Below are 17,630 nucleotides of genomic sequence, written 5' to 3'. Positions count from 1 at the left end.
ACCTCCTTAAAGCAGACAAGGCCTGCCTTTGCGCTGATGACCGACCTCGGTCCGGGCCGTATCTATCAGCGATAACTATCGATTCGCGTCCGCGGTGAGGTCGTGCAGCACTACCCAGCCTTCTGGATATTCGTGTGTTTCAATGGCTTCGACCCTGCACCGATACACACCCTCACCGATTATAGTTCATAAATATGCAACGCTTTCCGCCTATCTCGGCAAGAGTGAGGATTGCACCGCCTACGCCCAGGCCAAGCTGGCCAACGGGGACCCAAGAAGCTGCCCATCAACTACATAAACCGGCATACCCCCTGGGGAGAGGCGCGTCAGCCACTCTGGGCTAGATTCGACAAGCGCCCAAGGGGATACCATATGCCATTATGGCCTCCTGAGTGACGGCCAATTGCTGCTCGCGAAGTCTCTCCAACAGCCTACTCAGCTCGCCACTCCGGCGGTCACGGTCCAGTGATTGAAATATGGGCTTCTGATCCAGGAAGGTCACGGGCTTGTTGGCACGTTCAGGAACAGCAGTATGCAGCCCTGGCACCAGCAGCCAAAACCTCTCACTTCCCACAAGCGGGAGGTACGTGTTGACTGCGATCGATACGCCCCCCGCGTCATAGTCACCGCAGTAACCCAGGTGAACGTCCTCAGGGAGAGACTTGAGCCAGCGATTGAGCGCGCCCTGCGCCTGGTCATGCCCGCGGTAGCAGAACAGCGTCTCGTGACACCACTCGGCCGGCAGCAGCACCAGCAAGTCCCACCACCGATCCATCACCGCCCCGTTCTCGATGATCATGACGCGCCGGCAGGCTTGCGGGTCCAGCGCCAGCCGGGAAGTCTCCACTGACAGCACGGTTCCTGGCGGCGTGGGCAACCTCACCACTTCGCCATCCTCACCCTTCACCGCTACTGCCCCACCCGGCATGGCGACCCGCTGCAGACTCCCCAGGGCCGCCTTGCCGGAGAGCTTTTCATCACGCACGGCGCCGGCCATGCCGATGCGGTCCTGCTGCATGTCGAGGGTCCGCAGGTCTGCTCCCATCTCCCGCTGAAAGGCAAGTGCCAGCACGTCGCGATCACGCTCCGTCAGGTGCAGGGTGTTCCCTACCCGCGTACCGACATCCAGTTCCTCGTGCAGCTGGGCCCATGCCTTGGTCACCCGGACGGATTGATACTGGTACCGGATCGCCTTCTGCACGCTGGCAGTCATGCGGCGCATGCATCCTCCTCCTTGCGGAACACGATATCGCTGACCTCAATGTTGCCCGAGTAGCGCTCCACCTCGTGGGCCTGGAGCTCGAAGGGTGGTACCGGCGCCCTGTCGGCCATGAGCGTTTGCAGGCGCTGCAGGACCGCCAGGAGCCACACCTCCTCCGGGTGCTCGACATCCAGCAAGCGATAGGCTTCCAGTGCGGAGGTCGGCCCTACCTCGAGCAGATGCGGCAGGGCCTCGAAGAGGTTGTCTAGCGCGGTATCGAAGGGGTCCTGTGGCTCCTCCACGATGTCGTTGCGGCTGTCTGTCACCTTCGTCGGGGCCTGGGCCTCCTCGCCCTCCTCGTTCAGGCTTGCCGCTTTCTGGCGCAGCACCCCCGAAACGATCTCCTCCAGGGAGTGAGCCTGCGAAGCGTCTTCGATGTTCGCGGTGGCGCGCAGATCCATGGGGGCCACGGTGGCGCAGACATCCGGGATATTGACCGCGCCCTCCACCAGCGATGGGTCCGGCGTGTACCCGGGGTTTCGCTCATAGTGGGTCAGGAAGACATCGATGAGACTGCTGTAACGCCGGGTATCGAGGTCCTTCTCGAGCTTGGCCAGGTTCTCCCGGAGCCCATGGGTGGCATCCACCAGATCGCCGCGCATCCGGTCGAGGTTCCGCCGCAAGACCTTCATCAACAGGTACTGCAGCGTGTCACTGGCGCCGGCCAGCCCGGCGAGATAGTTCGGCGTCAGGGTATCGAAGAGCCGGTTGAGGTCCTGAGCCTTGGTGATCGCCCGCTTGTTCTCGAGGATGCGCTGATCCAGGTCAGTGACCATGCTGAACTGGTGGTGGATATAGCCGGTAAACTGCTGTGTGATCTGCCGCAGCGTGTCGATCAGGTTGGCCACCAGTTCCTGGGCCTGGGCCTCACGGAGCTCCCTGTCCGCCTGCGCTCCAGTGCGCGTCGCCGCGGCGTAGGCACTCGCGATATGCTCCAGCTCTTCCACCAACCCACTGACATCAGCGTTCGACACCTGGCGCTGGTAGCTCTGCGTGACATGGTGCATGAGATCGCTGACCACCCGGGAGACCTGGCTGTAGGGCCGGTCCTCATCGAGGTCGAAGATCAGGCGGTGCTTGCGCAGCTGCTCGATGGCCTGCTGATTCTCGGCCGTCTCAGGGATCGCACCTCGGTTCTCCAGGCAGGCATCCGCCAGCAATTGGGCGTGGTGGTACAGCGCCCACAGGGCCTTCTGTGCATCGTCATGGCGCGCCATGGAAAAGGTCCTCCTGGTCCTGGCTCAGCTCCTCCTCTTCCTCCCGCTCGGCCGCCTCGATGCCCTCCTGCTGGCGCACCCACTCCATGAGGTCACGCAACAGCGACCACTTGCCCGTGGCTTGGTACATCGACCCCGAGGTACCGATAGGCTCCAGATACCCCATCTTGTCGAGCTTCTCCAGCAGGTGGCGCAGCCGCTGCCGGGGATCGCGCACCTTGCCGCGCAGCCCGAACTTGGTGGCAATCACCTCGAGCTCGTCCTGCAGTGCACTCGACGACTCGATGGCCTTGAGCCACTCACTCTCGCTGATCACATCCATGGCCACGATCGGGTGATGCTGCTCCGAGGTGGAGCGCGACATCCGCAACCAGCGAATCATGGCCTCCCAGTTGTTTGTCAGGTCGTCGAACTGGTGACGCAGGATGCGGCGCGTGCTGGCATCCTCGGTGTCGAGGTAGACCGCGTAGAAGCTGACCATGTCGCGGGTCTGCGCCAGCCCACGACCCAGCGGTGACAGGTAGGCGCTAACCTGCTCCTGATTCGCGGTCGAGGCCAGGTAGTTGTGGATCTCGGGCGTGGCCACCGAGCACACCACGCCGCCCTGCAGAAGGTGCTCCATTGTGGCGCGAAACAGGGGATCAGTGCTCATCGGTGGACTCCTGCGTCATGCTCTGGCTATCCGCCACAGCGTCATGTGTGTCAAGGACTTCCTCAGTCTCGGGCGACGGGGCTGGCGCCTCCGGTGCAGCGCGATTCACCAGGCCGGCCAGCAGCGGGTTATGCGTGTTGCTCTCCTTGGGCACCATGCTCATCACCCCCTTGCGCTTGTCGAGCAACACCTTGTTCTCGAAGTAGCGCAGCAGGTCTGTGGTGATGCGCGGCTCCGCGCAGAAGAGCGAGATGTTGCGGTCGTCCATCATGCGGAACAGCTTCACGCTGTTTTCCGGCGCCAGCTCCCCCAACTCATCGATGGGCCAGGTAATATTTACCCGCTCATCGGGGCACAGGTAACGAGCCAGCGCACTGAACAGCACCAGGATGGCCAGGCGCGAGATACCCTGACTGCCCGAAGCGTTGAGGTCGTTGTCGGTGCGGATCGGCACCCGCCTGTCCTGCTCGAAGAACTCGATCTCCAGCTCGACCATGCTCCTGAGGTCGTGCGTGCTCATTCGAGCGTGCTTGAGCTGACCGTCGATGGTGGTCAGCCGCTGCAACAAGGCTTCCCCCGGAAGCTCCGTGAACCCGGTCACCGCCCAATCAGCCCAGGCCGAGGCAAAGTCGGCCAGCTCACGCCAGAAGCCGAACTCGTGGATCTTCGACTTGACCTTCAGACTGACGTCGCTGATCACCGTAAACTCGTGACTGGTGTTCAGGTGGTTGTCGAGGCGACGCGTGATGCTCTTGGTGCTGCTGTCCAGCGTCTTGAGGCTCTCGTGGTAGTCGCTGAGCTCAGAGCCGATCGCATGGACGTTGACGATGACGCCCTTCTCTATCTCCGGCACACGATGCTCGAGGAGCGCTTCCAGGTCCTGCATCTGCTCCAGCGTGAAGGCATGGGTGCCCTCTTCGTGCTGACTCCGGTTGCGGCGATCCTCGCGCATGTTCTGCCAGCTCTGAAATATCTTCGAGCCGGGGTGTTGCGCCAGTATGGCCCCGCAACGCCGGGCACTCTGTAGGACGTTCTGGCGCTGGTGCTCCGCTACACCGTGCAGACGCGCCAGCTCATCGTTAAGCTGCTCACGCCCTCTCACCGTCACCTCGCTTGCTGGCGCGTCGGTCGTGGGCAGCAGCGGGATCTCCATGATGGTCTGAGCAACCGTGTCAGCCAGTCGGGTGTCGTCGTTGATCTCCGCCTTCAGCGTCCTGACCTTCCTCTCTGCCTCATCCCTGGCCGCATTCAGCGTCTTGTGGGAGTTCCGGTAGGCGGTCTTGGCTGCCTCCAGGGCGCTCTTCTCACGCGCCAGCATCCCCTCTGCTTTGCTCAAGGCCGTCTCGTACGCCGTCTTGTGCGACCACTGATCGCGAAGCCAGGCATCGTACTCGCTCACCCGCGGCCTCAGGCGCTCCGCCTCGTCGATGTCGTCCTTGAGGGTGCCCACCAGCTTACTGGTCTCGCGGATCGCCCCAGCATCTACCCCTTCGTCGCTCATGGCCTGTTCAAGCCAGTCACCCAGCTTCTTGAGCGCCACCTTTTCCCGGTGCTTTAAGTCCTCCTGGGATGCCTCGACGGAGGCCTGTTCGTCCTCGAGCCGTCCCTTGTCGAGCTGATGATCCGCGATGGCCTGCTGGTACTGCGCGTCGTGGTCGCGCTTGCGATTGTCGCGAAGTGCCTTGGCGGCATTCTGATGGCTCGTCAGGGCTTTTTGCGCCACCTCCAGCCGCTCTTCCACCTCCAGGACGCGAGCCTTCTGCTCCTCGCCTATCCGGTGCCGCAGGCTGGTATCGCTAGCCTTGGCCTGCCTCAGCCGACCTTCCGCCTGCTCGAGGCGGTTCTCGGCCATCTGCTTTGACTGGTCGGCCTTCTTCAGGTCGCTCGACGCCTGCTGAGCCTTGGCCTCCAGCCGTTCGGCGTCTTCCTTGGCGCTGCGCACGGCCACCTTGGACTTCTCGAGCCGCGCCAGCAGAACATCCTCCTGCTCGGCGGCGTCCGGCCGACTGACATCATCGAGCTCGAGGGTGATCCCGAAGGCCTGCTCCAGGTTGGGATTCTCGGCCAGGGCCGGCGACAGGTCGCGACGTGACAACAGGGCCGGGTCGAGCACCTTGCCCAGCGTGTCGTGCCAGGGAAGCTCGGAGTTACGCAGGAAGGCCAGCAGCGTGCCGTCCTCGGGGTATAGCTGGCGAGTCAGGGCGTCAAATTGGGACTTTTTGATCTCCCAGGTTCTGGCGGCGTCCTCATGCGCCCTGACCGCTTCCTCTCGCTCTTTCTGGCGGGCGGCGAAGTCGTCCCGAGCGCTATCCCGCTGCACCTCGGCGTTCGTGACCGCGGTCTGCGCATCCTCGATGGCCCGGGCCGAATCATCGAGCTGCGCCTGTTCCTCCTCCAACGGGGAGGCACTGCGCATCCGCTCGTCCTGAAGATCGCTGATCGCCCCCTGCAGCTCGTCCGCTTTCTCGCCGGCCTCCTGGTCGAGCGACTCGATGTCCTGAGCCTGGCGCTTGTGCAGGGCGCTGAGGTCCTCGCCCTGGCGCTCGATCAGGTTCTTCAACTGCGTGGCGATCTCTTGCCAGCGTCCCTGGAGGCGCGTCTGATCCTGGCGGAACTGCTGCTGGGTATCCGTCTTGCGTTTGTCGAACTCGCCCTGGATGTTGGCGACCTTGGAGGTCATCACCTCCAGATCCTTCTCGGCACCCATCAGGCGCGACTGGAGATCCGGGATCGATGCCACGCCCTCCTTGCTTCTCGCGATGTCCTCGGCTTCCCACTTCTCCAGATCGTCCTCGAGGCCCTGGATGCGGTTGCTTTCCAGCTCCACAGCTTGCTGATGCCGGATGATTTCGCCGTTGATCCGGTGGCGTTCCTCGTCGTGACGCGCCTCCAGTTCCTTGAGCTCCCGCTCCTTCCCCTCGCGAACCTCGTCGGCCTCCTCCGCCTTGGCCTGGGCCTCCTGGATCACGGAGCGCATCGCCGCTTCATGGGAGACCAGCGCCACCCGGCTATCCTGCAGGGCATAGTGGGACTGCAGGCCCTCCCGCAGCTTCGGCACAATCTTCTTGAACTCCTGCAGGCTCTGGAGATCGGCCCATAGGTCCACGTTCTTGTGGTGCGTTGGGGGCTCGCCGATCGAGATACGATCCTGCAGCATGGTATCGACGATCATGTTCTTGAGGCTTTCCAGCAGTCGCCCCTTGCTGGCGGCGACCGCCGTCATTGCCTCGATGTGCTGCATCCTTCCCATGCCGTCGCCCAGCGAGAACCGCCGCGCCTCGTTGCCGCGGCTGAACGGTGTGCTGTTGCGGCGGCGCCGGCGGCCACTCGACTGGGGGTCGTTCTGAATGATGGAGCGGTAGTCCATCACGCTGTTGATCTGATTACTGACGTTGACCCCGCTGTCCGGCAGCGGCTGGCGCAAGATGTCGTTGGCGCTCTCCCCTCGCTCGTAGTGCTCTTCCATGTCCGGATGGAACAGCGTGTCGTCCGCCGCACCCTCGACAAACCGGTAGGCGTACTGACCCTGTGGCTTGCGGTACATCACCGAGCAACAGACCTCCCCATCGCCGCGCTGGTACTCGAAGACGATCATGCTCTGCTCGTTGGGCAGGTAGTAGTCACTGAAATTCTTCTTGTCGGCGGCCTGGACCATCAGGCTAGCGGGATCCTTGCCGTAGAAGATGGGGATCAGGTTGAGTGCCGAGGTCTTGCCAGCGCCGTTCGTGCCCAGCACATAGCTGTGCCCACTGCAGGGAAACTTGGATCGCCGGCCGGTGATGAACGAGTGATGCAGGGTGATGCTGAGAAGTCCGCTCATGAAAGCCCCGACTCTGTGATTATTACAAATTAAAACCAGACTTTGGCTAACGGTTGTCGATACTAGTCATATACTTTTATTTCTAGACAATGCAGTCTTCGGATGCTCCAAAAACATTGTGGTTCAAACAATCTAAACAGACCTGCCTTCCAAGACTCTGGACCTCCTGCCAAAAGCATCATTATAGGTTCATGAATTCTTGCGGATTTTGTCCGAGCAATACGGCGCAGGGTCCGACGGTCAGTCCGGCTTAGCTTCGTAATACCGTCGGGATGGGTATGCCAATCTCCTAAATATGTATATAATCGCCCAGAGGTCTCATAAATAGAGGCCAACACTCGTTCTTGATATAAAGAGTCAGGAAAAAAACGATCTCTGTCAAAGCGAGCATTCGGCCCTGGACCTATTACTCTGGTAATTACCGTTACCCCTTCGGTGAGGTAGCCGACGAGTATCCCTCCAGTTTCGAATGGATATCCCTCAGTCGCTTGACGTTCCATATTGGCAAGCGCAGTATGCGAAATCCAACCGCTAGATACCACAGCAACCATGGTGAGCGCTCAACGAATATGTCCGCCACTGCGGCGGAATGTGTTGACCTTGTTCATCACGCATATCGACGATAGCAAGGTCCCAGTCAGGGTTCGGGTAAGTACCGTCTTTGTTGCCACACAAAGTTCCAACAGCGAGCCGGACTCCCATCAGCGAAACCTCGGCAATGTCAAAACTGGCTCCAGTGAATGTGGGATCCATACATCCAGCTGGCTGTACAAGCTCATCCTCGGGCCTTGCCATAGGCAAGGGGATCGTCTGGTCATTAAGTCCACACAGATGACACATCCAGCATCCTTCAGTTTTTTCGGGCACAATCCGACCTACCAAGCCACCCCAGCCTCCATTAGTCGTCGACAGCCATACGTATGGGATCCCTTGCTCAGCCGCCATATCTGCTAAATATTGGTTTAGTGGGATTGAGGCGCTGGCATCAAGAATCAGGTCAGCATCCCCGACCATTTTCTGCAGTATCTCGTCTTCGTTAAAATTGCCGCCATCGCCATCACGCTCTATATGCCGAACAGGCGCCGCACCGATCCGGACTTGATAACCATAAAAGCGTGTATGAGGATAGTGTTCGCATAGGTATTCGCTAAGGGCTTGCGCTTTTGCTAGACCCGCATAGGCTCGTCCAGTCGCCCAGCGAACGCTGTTGCCTGCTTCGAGGAGGTCACCGTCAAGTGCATGGATTTCACCAATCCCTGCACGGGCCAACTCTGTCAAAGCCACAGATCCTAGGCTGCCCAAGCCGAAAACTGCCACCTTCTTATGACGCAAGGTGACCAGCTCCGGTATTCGCTCGCGATAGAGATTATCTGATTCAAGCTCAGATCTAACCAAGGTTGAGACCGTATAACCTCCATTTGGCAAAGGCTTATCGTAGCGACGACTAATTATTATAAGCCAGTTATAACCGTACTTTCGCCAACTCAGCTCATCTTCGAAAACCAGGCCTAGTACATCGATACGCTTGACTTGCGGACCTGCTACATTTTTCTGCACAGGAAGAGTCTGCCATGAGTGCTTTAGCCCAGGATGCTCAGCCTTGACTTCCTTGATGAGCTGATCCGCATCTAGACTCTTCGGCCTATTTGCAAGCCGAACCCACTGTCCTCGGAGGTTTTGTAACTTTTTCCTTTGGTAACGATTTTTTAACCCATCTGATGCTTCCGCGACTGTGTCACCCTTGGCATTGGCAACCCTGAGGACAGCACCTCGAAACGGCAGCAGGTGGTCCACTCCCAAGTCGAGCACACCATGCGTATCGTCATGATCATGCTCAAGAGGCGGAACCGATACATGTGAATTATTTTCATAGTCGAGAAACGCGGTAAGAGGCTCCCCTTGATGGGCTTCGTTAGCAGCTACATCGCTAAAATCACTTGAGGTGGCGGATCTGGCTAGTTTTGGCAGCTGCTGATGGATAAGAGATGCTGCCGTATCCGATGCAGGTCGCCATTCCTCACCGTGATTGGCGAGCAAGCACAGCAAATTAGCCGACGGATGTTGATGTCGCCGAAACGCGAGGTCCTCTGACGTCACAGTCGGCGGGAAGTATGGATACTGCCGAGGAAACTGAACGTCGAGTTCAACTTCCCCCGGCTGAAGTGGATGGCTGGTCGTCACTCTCATGACAAGGCGGCCCTCACCCCGGGCCTCCTTGTCGTAGTGAAACCGCATACCAGCCTCAAGGAACGCCTTTTCCTCAAGCTCGAGCCTATGCGGATACCGCTCCCACCAAGGTTCCATCATATAGCTCCCACTGGGCGATGCCCCGGTGGTTTCGGTGGATCTTTAGGTCCAGGGCGTCCATCGGGGGGGCCCGGACGATCTTCTGGCGGACCAGGTGGCACGGAGTCAGGACGACCCGCGTGGTCTGGCTTACGACTGTCACCTTGCTTCATTTTGAACTTACCTCGTTGATTTCAAAATATTTTTTAGCTAACCCCTGTCCCTGATATAGAGCTGGGAAGGCGCTTCTACAGGTCCAAAGCAACACCGTCCGAACCCGTATAGATACTATACCCATATACTTTATGTACGTGTCAAGCTACCATGGGCATGACCTTTTGAACGTGGATACCGAGGCATTGATGAGGAAGGAAGGTGGTCAAGTGATCCGCCATGCCCAGTGGGGTACGCGCCGAAGGCTGGAGTTCATCGACTTCAGGCTTCTGTGGGAACGCCGTATCAACCGAGCTGATCTAGAGGAGTTTTTCGGCATATCAACACCTCAAGCATCAGCGGATTTAAAAGCCTATCGACAGCTTGCTCCTGATAACCTAGCTTACGACAGCAGTGAGCGAGCATACGTAGCTCAGGACGGCTTTCAGCCCGTCTTCGTCCGGCACGATGCTTCCGTCTACCTTCAGGATCTCGCATCCTTATATTCCGGGACTTTGCCGGAAAACTTATGCTTCATTGGCAATGCTCCTACATATGATGAAGTTCCGATACCTTATCGGCATGTCAACCCGACGGTACTCGGCGAAATACTGAATACCCTGCGTAAACCCTGCTCATTGGTAATTCGCTATCAATCCATGTCCACGGAGGAACCAACATGGCGCGCCATCAGCCCTCATGCGATAGCAAGCGACGGTTTGCGATTCCATGTGAGAGCATATTGTCATAAAAAAGAACGGTTTCAAGACTTTGTTCTGTCAAGAGTTCTTGAAACTGGAACAATACAACCAAATAATGTAGATGCTTCACAAGATGTAAAATGGCAAGAAATAGTTCGTGTCCACCTTGCTCCACACCCCGGTTTGTCTAAAGAACAGAGAGAGTCAGTCGAACGGGAGTATGAAATGGTTAGCGGCGTTCGAACAATTGAAGTACGACGAGCTCTCTTGTTTTACCTTCTCAACAGATTGCGATTAGATGAGTTCAGGGAGCTGAGATCTCCTAGATCTCAGCAAATTATAGCTTTGAACCCAGAAGAACTGAAGCCTGAACTATCAACCGTCTACGAACACAAGACCTAAAATCAACGCAACCGCCCCAACTCAGAGTTCAATTTGCCGGAACATGTATAAAACAACCAGCTAGCTAGAGGGGGGCATTGCAGTACTTACCCCTCCCTCGCTTGCAATATAATGTCGACATACTACATACCGCCATATACCCACCTAATTCACCAAGGGGTGCTGGAAATGAAGATGGCGAGAGATTTTCTCCTGTAGAATCAGGATGTTCCTTCCAGAACACGATTCAAGAGGACCTCTCGCCATGGGTGGCAAGGCATCCCCTTCGTTCCGGCCTGCAACAGCTTGGTGCATGTCGAACTCAATGGCCAATCGGCCAGCAGTGATGACGGTGCCCTGGTGCTGTGCGAAGCCTTGGACGCCAGCCAGATCATGGCCTGGCTGGTGCTTTTAATTCGGAAGAAAAATCTGAGATTTCTCCGTTTGCAACGATGAATTTTAATAAGTGTTCGAGTTGTTGAAACAAGAGAAGATTTCTTACGATCTTTCGTTATATTTCATGAATTAGCTCTACTCGTACCACCCGAATTCCTATTACTTAACGACGAAGCTCAGCCGACGCGAACCCGCGCAGTGGGTGAGCGATCGGCTGGAGCGACTGGATAAACATTTCCATCTCTACGCCGTGACAACGCATCCTCCAGGCCTGAGACGCCAGTCTTTTGGAGTATCTCGTTTTCATAGTCTGACATCATAGGCGTAGTTATCCCTTGCCGTTTTACCGAAATAAGAACAACTTATAGGAGTCCAGGCATGAAGAAATTATGAAATGATGCAGTAACGTATTGACGCATGTGATCAACTCCGAGACCAGTTAGACCCCGCTTGGGCAGAGGTCTATACTTGACAAATTGCCGAAATCAACACGCCTCCGAGGGAGTCTTTAGTGAAGAACCCGCACGACGACACCAAGCAGGCCATGGCTGAGCTGGACTCTGGGCAAGGGAAGCGCTCTGCCACCGCTGACAAGCTGTTCGAGGACCTTGGCATACAGCGCTTCGACAGCGTCTGGGACGCCCTGGAGGAGACCCCTCAGGACGCTCAACTCATGCGTCTGCGCTCCACCCTCCTTCAGGAGATCACCCAGCGCGTGGCGCGGTGGGAATGCCTTGACGTGGTAGCCGCCCATCGCCTGGGGGTCGCGCTGCCCGAGCTCGAGTGCCTGCGTGAAGGCAAGATCCACCACTTCTCACTCGAGGAGCTGTTGGCGATATGCAACCGGGCCGGGCTCAATGTCGAGCTAACCGTTACGGAAGCCTAACTGTCAGGAGGCAAGCTTTTGGCAGAGTCGATGATCATCAATGGCCAACCCGCCACCATCACGTATGACCAGGATCTGGGGCTGTTCCGCGGTGAGTTCACGGAGCTTGCCGGTTCAGCCGATTTCTACGCAGAGTCCCGGGAAGCGCTTGCCACCGAGGGCCGGGCCTCCCTGAAGGTCTACTTGGAGGTATGCCAGGAGCGAGGTCTATCGCCGTCCAAGCCACGGCCTGGCATCCTCGATGCTTTGCTGGCGCGGGAGAAACCCCAAATCGTGGAGGCGGCCAGGAAGACGGCCGGGGCCATGTTCGAAGATATCAAAGAGGAAGAAGAGATCGACGCGCCCCCTCCGACAGACGCCTTGCGCAAGGCCTTCGAGGGACACCGGGCAACCGTCATGGGGCAACATGCCGCTGGGTCAGGAAAAGCGTCCAGCCCTCTAATCAGCGAAGAGAGCTATCGGGCTGCCCTCAAGGAAGTCTCAGCGATGTTCGACCTGGACCCGGAGCCAGACCCCAGTTCAGAGAAGGGCCGGCGATTAGATGCCCTGATCAGCCTGATCGAGGCCTACGAGATCCTCAATTTCGGCATCGCTTCCCCAATCACCACCCCAATGGGGGAGGTTGTGACTCTGTCTGAGGAAGTCATCGCCGGAATGCTGCCGGGAGAGCTGCTCCACACCCCCCGTGACAGCGACCACTGGCAACAGTGGCGCGATGCCGCCGTGGAGAACCTACCCTACGCCACCCGCGTGCTCTCCGCTGCCGCCAGACAGCGGCTGCATGCGTCACGTCCCGAGGTCTGGCAGGACGTATTGTCCATTTGCCATGAAGCCCTGCGTATATCCGACGCCAGCAAGGATGCGAGAGGATCAGATGCCCTGGCCTCCCTGCTGGAGACAATGCGCTCTCTACGTGAGGTTGGGGCAATCCAGCGCGAAGACCTAGAGAGCTTCGAGTCTACGATCGGCATACCTGTCGAAACTCGCTCCCTCGAGGGGGATACCCACACCGCTGAAATCGCCTTCAAGGCGCTGAGCAAGGAGGATCTGGATGCCCTGGCCACCCACACATCCCCCGCTTGGGTCCGAGTATCTCGCCAACGCCTGGTGGTAGGCCTGGCAGATGGTCGATGGGTGAGCTGCCCTCTCGAGTGGTTTCCCCGCCTGCATAGCGCCAGCCAAGGTCAACTCGATAACGTGGAGCTCTCCCCGCTTGGGATTCACTGGCCCGACGTGGACGAAGATATCAGCACCTCCGGCCTCCTAGCCGGCTGCGGTGACATGAGCCGCAACGCAGGCCTCCGTGAGCGCTTTAAGACAGCTGACCCCGCCACGATCCGGAGCACCCTACCCTCGGGTAATAAGGTGTCCCTGTTGCTCAACGACGGACGCTGCCTGGGTGTTCCTCTGGCATACTGCACCCAGACAGGCGACTAGCCTCACCGCGTGATCCGCACCGCCGCCTCAATGGAGAACACATGGCCCAGGACGCCCTCCACCAGGCCCTCAGCGCCTTCCGGCACCAGCAGCGCATCGAGGACATGAACGACCTGCGTGACCGGTTCTACGCGCTCGCTGCAGCGGGCGGGGATGGAGAACAGAAGGATCTCCTGGAAGAGGCCATCGATTTTGTGAAGGAAGCCGGGGTCGACGCCCCTGGCTATCAGGTTGCCTGCCTCCTGCTCGGCACCGGTGAGCACCACTTCCACCACGGGGAGCCCAACCTGGCGCATGTCTTCCAAGGGGACATGCCCACGCTTGCCGAGATGATCGATCAGGAGGCTCGCACCACCCATGCGGCCCACTTGAAGCACGACCCAGCCTCCACTCCACCTCTCCCAGCCTACCTGAGACATCAGCGCCAGCAATTCACCATCGACGCCTCGGAGCTGAGAGATGGGGAATGGCGCCACTACGAGTTCACCTCACTCCGCAACCTCATTCTGGGCGAGCTCGAGCAACGTGTGGCCGGCACCCAGGCAGAACTCCTGCCGTTCACTACTCATCGAGTCGACCTCGGCGAAGGCTGGGTGGAGCGCCAGCATGTGCCGGCCTCCTCCGCGGACAACCTCGTGCGCCGTGATCTCGTGCTGTTCAACAAGCGGCTGGCGCATAGCCTCACCGATTACGCCATGACTGTCCTGCAGCGCGATAACGCCCTTCCTGCCGCTATCGGGATCACCCGGGAGCCGGACACTGGCCCGGGGCATCCTGAGCCGCTCTACACCGTCGCCCTGGTGAACCCCGGGGATGCCAGCGCCCTCAACTGTGGTGACATCATCGACTGCATGAACTGGCTTGGCACCTTCGAGCTGGCGCCGGTGCTTGAGGACGTGATGGCGTGGGGTGAAGCCCAGCTCGATCGGGTGCTTCCCGCTGAAATCGAGCGCCTGCAGGGTCACTATGCTGCGGTTCAAGGGCCGCCAGAGCCCTATCGGCAGATGATGGATGATCAGCTGGACAGGTTGCTGGAGGGCATCCGAGAACAGGTGGATCAACCCCTCCGGTGAACCGCCATTGCCCAGACCATCATAAATAGCGCTCCAACATCTCCCCTTCCAAGGCCCCAAACCGCCTCACTGGTATGCTGGGCACACGGCAAACCCTCAACCAGCGTGAGCCCCATGAACATCCATGCACAATTCCACGACGACAAGCCCAGCAGCCGCGAGCTCGTTGAGCGCTACTGCGCAGCCACGGAAAACGGCAAGTTTCAGGAAACGACGACTCACATCGCCAAGGACTTCGGCATACCGCAACATCGCCTGGCTGCGACGGTGAGAGAGGTTGCCACGCTCACTCGCGACGACATCCAGTGCATCGTGTGTGGAGCCTACTACCCGGTCGCCAACCGCAACGACATGACGCAGAACGCCTCGGTAATCAAGCGAGGCTCTGACTGGATATGTGGTCGCTGCCAAGAAGATGCCAAGCAGCAGGAAGCCGAGGAGCTTGAGGAGTCCCTCTGGGAAAGCCTCCACGACTATCAGCGCATCGGCAATGACGTGAACAGCCTCCCGGTCGAGCAGAGCGTGCGCCTACTAGCACTGCTCAAACACTCGGCCGATGAATCTCTCACCCAGATCCATCCTGTGAGCCACAACCGCATCGATACCCTGGCCGCCAGCGAGAATCATGAAATCGACCTAGCCAGCTCCCTTCTGGCTGCGCGCGTGATCGCCATCTCCCCTTACAGTCCGGCAGGAACGGTCGAAATCAACCAGGAAGCCCACGGCCACCGCTATCACCCCCGCCACGTTGCGTGGGAGCTCACGACTTACCCCGACGCCGAGGCGGCGCTGATAATGGTCGGCGGCATTGATGGCCCGGCGGTCTATCGCAAGCTCGATGAACGTCTGAGCAGCACAGCATTCCTAGAGGCCCATCAGGACGCCGTGAGGGAGATCGCCCACCGCGCGGCCAAAGAGGAAGTTCTCGCTTATCTCGAGCTCTGCCTGACCGAGCGGGGACTGCCCTTCCGCGTTGGCGAAAAGACAGAGCACGTCCTGACCATCGCCATGCAGAACTACTCGATTGGTCAGGTGTTCGCCATCATCTGGCGGGCTGCGCGAAGCGCCAGCGACTACCTCGTACGCAGCGGTTGCCCCAAGCGACAAGCGGCTAACGTGGTTCCTGGCGCAATGGAGAGCTTCATGCAGCGCGCGCTCGGGAATGGCTGGAACGTCGATCCTTTCAAGCGCCCGGGAAAGCAGGCGCAATCGGTGTTGAGCCGCGTCGTCTTCAACCAGATCCTGGGACTTCCCGATGGCGCGTTCTCGTTCAACCTGCCTGTGAGCCAGATAGTGGATCAGCAGATCGCCCAAAGGCTCGACGACGCCGGCGAGCCGAACACATCCCTAGACCCCGTGCCATCCTCGTAACCGAGACAAGGAGAAAACATGGCACTGCCCATCACGTCCACACGCTGGTCCCTGTGCCTGGTGCTTGCCGCGGCCTTGTCCGCGCCAGCCATCGCCGCAGACACCCCAGAGCCAGGCCACATCCACGTGACCGGCACCGGGGAGATCGATGTGGCGCCCGATAAGGCCACGCTCACCGACCGGCTGTGGGAGCAGACCGCGTTTGTGAAAGCGGAGAGCGCCGTGCTTATTCCGCACTATCGGGACCGCACGTTCTGATCTATCGTGACCGACCATTCCGGACCAATGTGACCGGCCATTCCGTTTCATCATGACCGATTACGGCCTGTTCCCGGAATCCGCGGTGACGATGCCGGAATCATAGGCCAAGTTCCCGGAATATCAACTAACTCGCTGGAATGATTCGGACTTTTACGGCATACCCCTCCTTTTGCCTTTGCCCCTGGAGGGGGACATGTCAGCACCGAGGATTCCCATGCGAACCATCACCGGGGTGTTGCGCCTCAAGTACGACGCCGGCCTCAGCCACGAGAAAATTGCTCGGGCCTTCGGCCTCTCCAAGGGCGTGGTCAGCCAGTACGTTAGCCTGACCCAAGTCGCCGGCATCACCTGGACGCTGCCGGACGGCACCGACGAGGTGGCGCACGAGGCGAGGCTGTTTCCCGCCAAGGCACCACCGGTGCGCTTCACGGCACCGGACTACTTCCAGGTCCGCCAGGCGCGCAAGGGCGTGACCCTGTTGCTGTGGGCGGAGTACGTCGAAATTCACGGCGACGGTCGTAAGCTGATTTTCTCCTACATATAGACTCCATGCTCGATACGGATCAGCAGGTCATGTACCTGTTGCGGATCTTCACTGAGAACTACTATCGGAGAGCGATCGTTCAGCTGCTTCAATGGTGTTTTCATCCAGCGCCGAGCCTTTTCCTTATCTCCAAAGACCCTTTCTGCTGCCCCCCATACGTCATTGTCGTTGAGGTACTCCACCATTTCACGACCGACATCTGGCATGTCCTGCCAGGCATGCTGCTCTTCAGAGTATGGAGCCTGAGGGTCGCACTGCTCCAATAGTTGGTCGAGCGAGTAAGGACGCTCTTCCAGTGGGACTGCCTCGGCGAAATTTGCTTCGAGGGAAGTGAGTGTGGCGCGCAGCCAGGCTTCAACCTCTGCGCACACCGCGTCGTTTTCCTCCGGCGGCACCAGAGTAGCATCGATCTCGGAACTGCGGCGTATGAAAAATTCATCAGGAATGATCAGGGAGTAGCCGCCACGCAGGTAGGCGATGATCTCGCCACTCATGGCGGCCATGTAGGAGCGATCGCTCTGCAGGCACTCCAGGGCCTCACGGAAGGCCTCCAGTGGCTGAGGGAAGCGGTCGCGAAGGTCGATGACCCGGTAAGCAAAAATTCTCTCCAGCGGATCGGTCGATGATGCTTGTGCTGGCGGTGTCATGAGCTGGCTGCCCCCGTGCTCGTGTACTGGGTATCAGAGTAGCCTAAAGACTGGCAGGCTCTCCCCTGCAAGGAGTCGGTGTCAGTCCAGAAAGGCGCCGATGCATTCCTCATCGATGGCGGCGTGCACTGCGTTCAGGGCGGCCTGGTCGGTGGCGAAGCGGTCGTCCCAGACATGGTAAGTACCATCCTCGTTGACGACTTCCAGCAGCCAGTCTGTTTCGTCTTCAAGCCGGAAGATATCGACCTGCAGGGTGTGGCCATCGCGGGTGATGGCCTGGCTGAGCGGGCTCTGAATCAGTTCGGGTTCGGTGCATATGAGGTGCTCTCCAGAATCGTTGTCGGGGTAAGGGGGATTACTCCACCCCAAGCGCCTTCACCACGGCATCCACCGGCTCGGTGTAGAAGCTGGTCTGGAACTTGGTGAACAGCTCGGCGGGGATGGTGGGGATGTCCATGGCGCTGCTCATGGGCAGGGTGACGCGCTTGCCGCCGGCATCGAACGCCACCTGCAGACACTCGGCGAGGCTCTCCACGGGCTTATG

The 17,630-nt window shown here is 59.1% G+C and carries 16 protein-coding genes; 7 read left to right on the top strand and 9 right to left on the bottom strand.

Features of this window, described 5'->3' with window-relative positions; translation table 11 throughout:
• Positions 1–340 precede the first annotated feature (340 nt).
• The 6 genes from HNO51_RS08315 to HNO51_RS08290 form a co-directional block, all read right to left on the bottom strand.
• Positions 341–1,222: a DUF7281 domain-containing protein gene (locus HNO51_RS08315; RefSeq protein WP_209538932.1), complete on the bottom strand. Its 882-nt coding sequence runs from the start codon at positions 1,220–1,222 to the stop codon at positions 341–343.
• Entirely contained in the window at positions 1,210–2,478 is a 1,269-nt protein-coding gene (locus tag HNO51_RS08310) for a hypothetical protein (RefSeq protein WP_209538931.1), read from the bottom strand. Before HNO51_RS08310 ends, HNO51_RS08315 begins: the two co-directional genes overlap by 13 nt.
• Entirely contained in the window at positions 2,465–3,130 is a 666-nt protein-coding gene (locus tag HNO51_RS08305) for a hypothetical protein (RefSeq protein ID WP_209538930.1), read from the bottom strand. Before HNO51_RS08305 ends, HNO51_RS08310 begins: the two co-directional genes overlap by 14 nt.
• A complete protein-coding gene (locus HNO51_RS08300; RefSeq protein ID WP_209538929.1) occupies positions 3,120–6,950 on the bottom strand; it encodes an ATP-binding protein in 3,831 nt (1,276 codons plus the stop codon). The genes HNO51_RS08305 and HNO51_RS08300 overlap by 11 nt, the downstream gene beginning before the upstream one ends.
• A gap of 62 nt (positions 6,951–7,012) precedes the next feature.
• The gene (locus HNO51_RS21250; protein ID WP_422674264.1) at positions 7,013–7,450 is read right to left on the bottom strand and encodes a Mov34/MPN/PAD-1 family protein; all 438 of its coding nucleotides are present in this window, start codon (positions 7,448–7,450) and stop codon (positions 7,013–7,015) included.
• A gap of 31 nt (positions 7,451–7,481) precedes the next feature.
• Positions 7,482–9,257, bottom strand: a complete 1,776-nt coding sequence (locus tag HNO51_RS08290; protein WP_209538927.1) for a ThiF family adenylyltransferase — start codon at positions 9,255–9,257, stop codon at positions 7,482–7,484.
• A gap of 323 nt (positions 9,258–9,580) precedes the next feature.
• Here HNO51_RS08290 and HNO51_RS08285 point away from each other — a divergent pair, with 323 nt between their 5' ends.
• From HNO51_RS08285 to HNO51_RS08255, 7 genes are all read left to right on the top strand, one after another.
• Positions 9,581–10,492, top strand: a complete 912-nt coding sequence (locus HNO51_RS08285) for a BrxR family helix-turn-helix transcriptional regulator (protein WP_209538926.1) — start codon at positions 9,581–9,583, stop codon at positions 10,490–10,492.
• A gap of 886 nt (positions 10,493–11,378) precedes the next feature.
• Positions 11,379–11,753 (top strand): helix-turn-helix domain-containing protein, encoded by a 375-nt coding sequence (locus HNO51_RS08280; RefSeq protein WP_209538925.1) that lies wholly within the window; start codon positions 11,379–11,381, stop codon positions 11,751–11,753.
• Positions 11,754–11,783: 30 nt separating this feature from the next.
• Entirely contained in the window at positions 11,784–13,190 is a 1,407-nt protein-coding gene (locus HNO51_RS20975) for a DUF2442 domain-containing protein (protein WP_242597228.1), read from the top strand.
• A gap of 41 nt (positions 13,191–13,231) precedes the next feature.
• On the top strand, positions 13,232–14,263 hold the full coding sequence (locus HNO51_RS08270) for a hypothetical protein (RefSeq protein ID WP_209538924.1): 1,032 nt from the start codon (positions 13,232–13,234) through the stop codon (positions 14,261–14,263).
• Positions 14,264–14,377: 114 nt separating this feature from the next.
• Positions 14,378–15,634: a hypothetical protein gene (locus HNO51_RS08265; protein ID WP_209538923.1), complete on the top strand. Its 1,257-nt coding sequence runs from the start codon at positions 14,378–14,380 to the stop codon at positions 15,632–15,634.
• A gap of 18 nt (positions 15,635–15,652) precedes the next feature.
• Positions 15,653–15,892 carry a hypothetical protein gene (locus tag HNO51_RS08260; protein WP_209538922.1) on the top strand — a complete coding sequence of 80 codons (240 nt, stop codon included), beginning with the start codon at positions 15,653–15,655 and terminating at the stop codon, positions 15,890–15,892.
• A gap of 196 nt (positions 15,893–16,088) precedes the next feature.
• On the top strand, positions 16,089–16,439 hold the full coding sequence (locus HNO51_RS08255) for a hypothetical protein (protein WP_209538921.1): 351 nt from the start codon (positions 16,089–16,091) through the stop codon (positions 16,437–16,439).
• On the opposite strand, the gene HNO51_RS08250 is transcribed toward HNO51_RS08255, so the two are convergent.
• The 3 genes from HNO51_RS08250 to HNO51_RS08240 all read right to left on the bottom strand — a co-directional run bounded on the left by HNO51_RS08250 (position 16,430) and on the right by HNO51_RS08240 (position 17,621).
• Complete coding sequence (locus HNO51_RS08250) at positions 16,430–17,086, bottom strand: antitoxin Xre/MbcA/ParS toxin-binding domain-containing protein (protein WP_209538920.1); 657 nt, start codon at positions 17,084–17,086, stop codon at positions 16,430–16,432. The genes HNO51_RS08255 and HNO51_RS08250 overlap by 10 nt on opposite strands.
• Positions 17,087–17,167: 81 nt before the next feature.
• Positions 17,168–17,455: a hypothetical protein gene (locus HNO51_RS08245; RefSeq protein ID WP_242597227.1), complete on the bottom strand. Its 288-nt coding sequence runs from the start codon at positions 17,453–17,455 to the stop codon at positions 17,168–17,170.
• Positions 17,442–17,621, bottom strand: coding sequence for a hypothetical protein (locus tag HNO51_RS08240; protein ID WP_338035277.1), 180 nt, complete (start codon positions 17,619–17,621; stop codon positions 17,442–17,444). Before HNO51_RS08240 ends, HNO51_RS08245 begins: the two co-directional genes overlap by 14 nt.
• Positions 17,622–17,630 lie beyond the last annotated feature (9 nt).

Origin of the sequence: Billgrantia sulfidoxydans, assembly GCF_017868775.1 — a bacterium.
Lineage (GTDB): Bacteria > Pseudomonadota > Gammaproteobacteria > Pseudomonadales > Halomonadaceae > Halomonas > Halomonas sulfidoxydans.
This window is presented reverse-complemented; position numbering and strand designations above follow the sequence as displayed.

Excerpts from the sequence above, each read along its gene's own strand:
- HNO51_RS08300 (WP_209538929.1), bottom strand. The coding sequence starts at position 6,950 with ATGAGCGGACTTCTCAGCATCACCCTGCATCACTCGTTCATCACCGGC.
- HNO51_RS08260 (WP_209538922.1), top strand. The coding sequence starts at position 15,653 with ATGGCACTGCCCATCACGTCCACACGCTGGTCCCTGTGCCTGGTGCTT.
- HNO51_RS08310 (WP_209538931.1), bottom strand. The coding sequence starts at position 2,478 with ATGGCGCGCCATGACGATGCACAGAAGGCCCTGTGGGCGCTGTACCAC.
- HNO51_RS08305 (WP_209538930.1), bottom strand. The coding sequence starts at position 3,130 with ATGAGCACTGATCCCCTGTTTCGCGCCACAATGGAGCACCTTCTGCAG.
- HNO51_RS08290 (WP_209538927.1), bottom strand. The coding sequence starts at position 9,257 with ATGATGGAACCTTGGTGGGAGCGGTATCCGCATAGGCTCGAGCTTGAG.
- HNO51_RS21250 (WP_422674264.1), bottom strand. The coding sequence starts at position 7,450 with ATGGAACGTCAAGCGACTGAGGGATATCCATTCGAAACTGGAGGGATA.
- HNO51_RS20975 (WP_242597228.1), top strand. The coding sequence starts at position 11,784 with ATGATCATCAATGGCCAACCCGCCACCATCACGTATGACCAGGATCTG.
- HNO51_RS08265 (WP_209538923.1), top strand. The coding sequence starts at position 14,378 with ATGAACATCCATGCACAATTCCACGACGACAAGCCCAGCAGCCGCGAG.
- HNO51_RS08315 (WP_209538932.1), bottom strand. The coding sequence starts at position 1,222 with ATGCGCCGCATGACTGCCAGCGTGCAGAAGGCGATCCGGTACCAGTAT.
- HNO51_RS08255 (WP_209538921.1), top strand. The coding sequence starts at position 16,089 with ATGTCAGCACCGAGGATTCCCATGCGAACCATCACCGGGGTGTTGCGC.
- HNO51_RS08270 (WP_209538924.1), top strand. The coding sequence starts at position 13,232 with ATGGCCCAGGACGCCCTCCACCAGGCCCTCAGCGCCTTCCGGCACCAG.
- HNO51_RS08250 (WP_209538920.1), bottom strand. The coding sequence starts at position 17,086 with ATGACACCGCCAGCACAAGCATCATCGACCGATCCGCTGGAGAGAATT.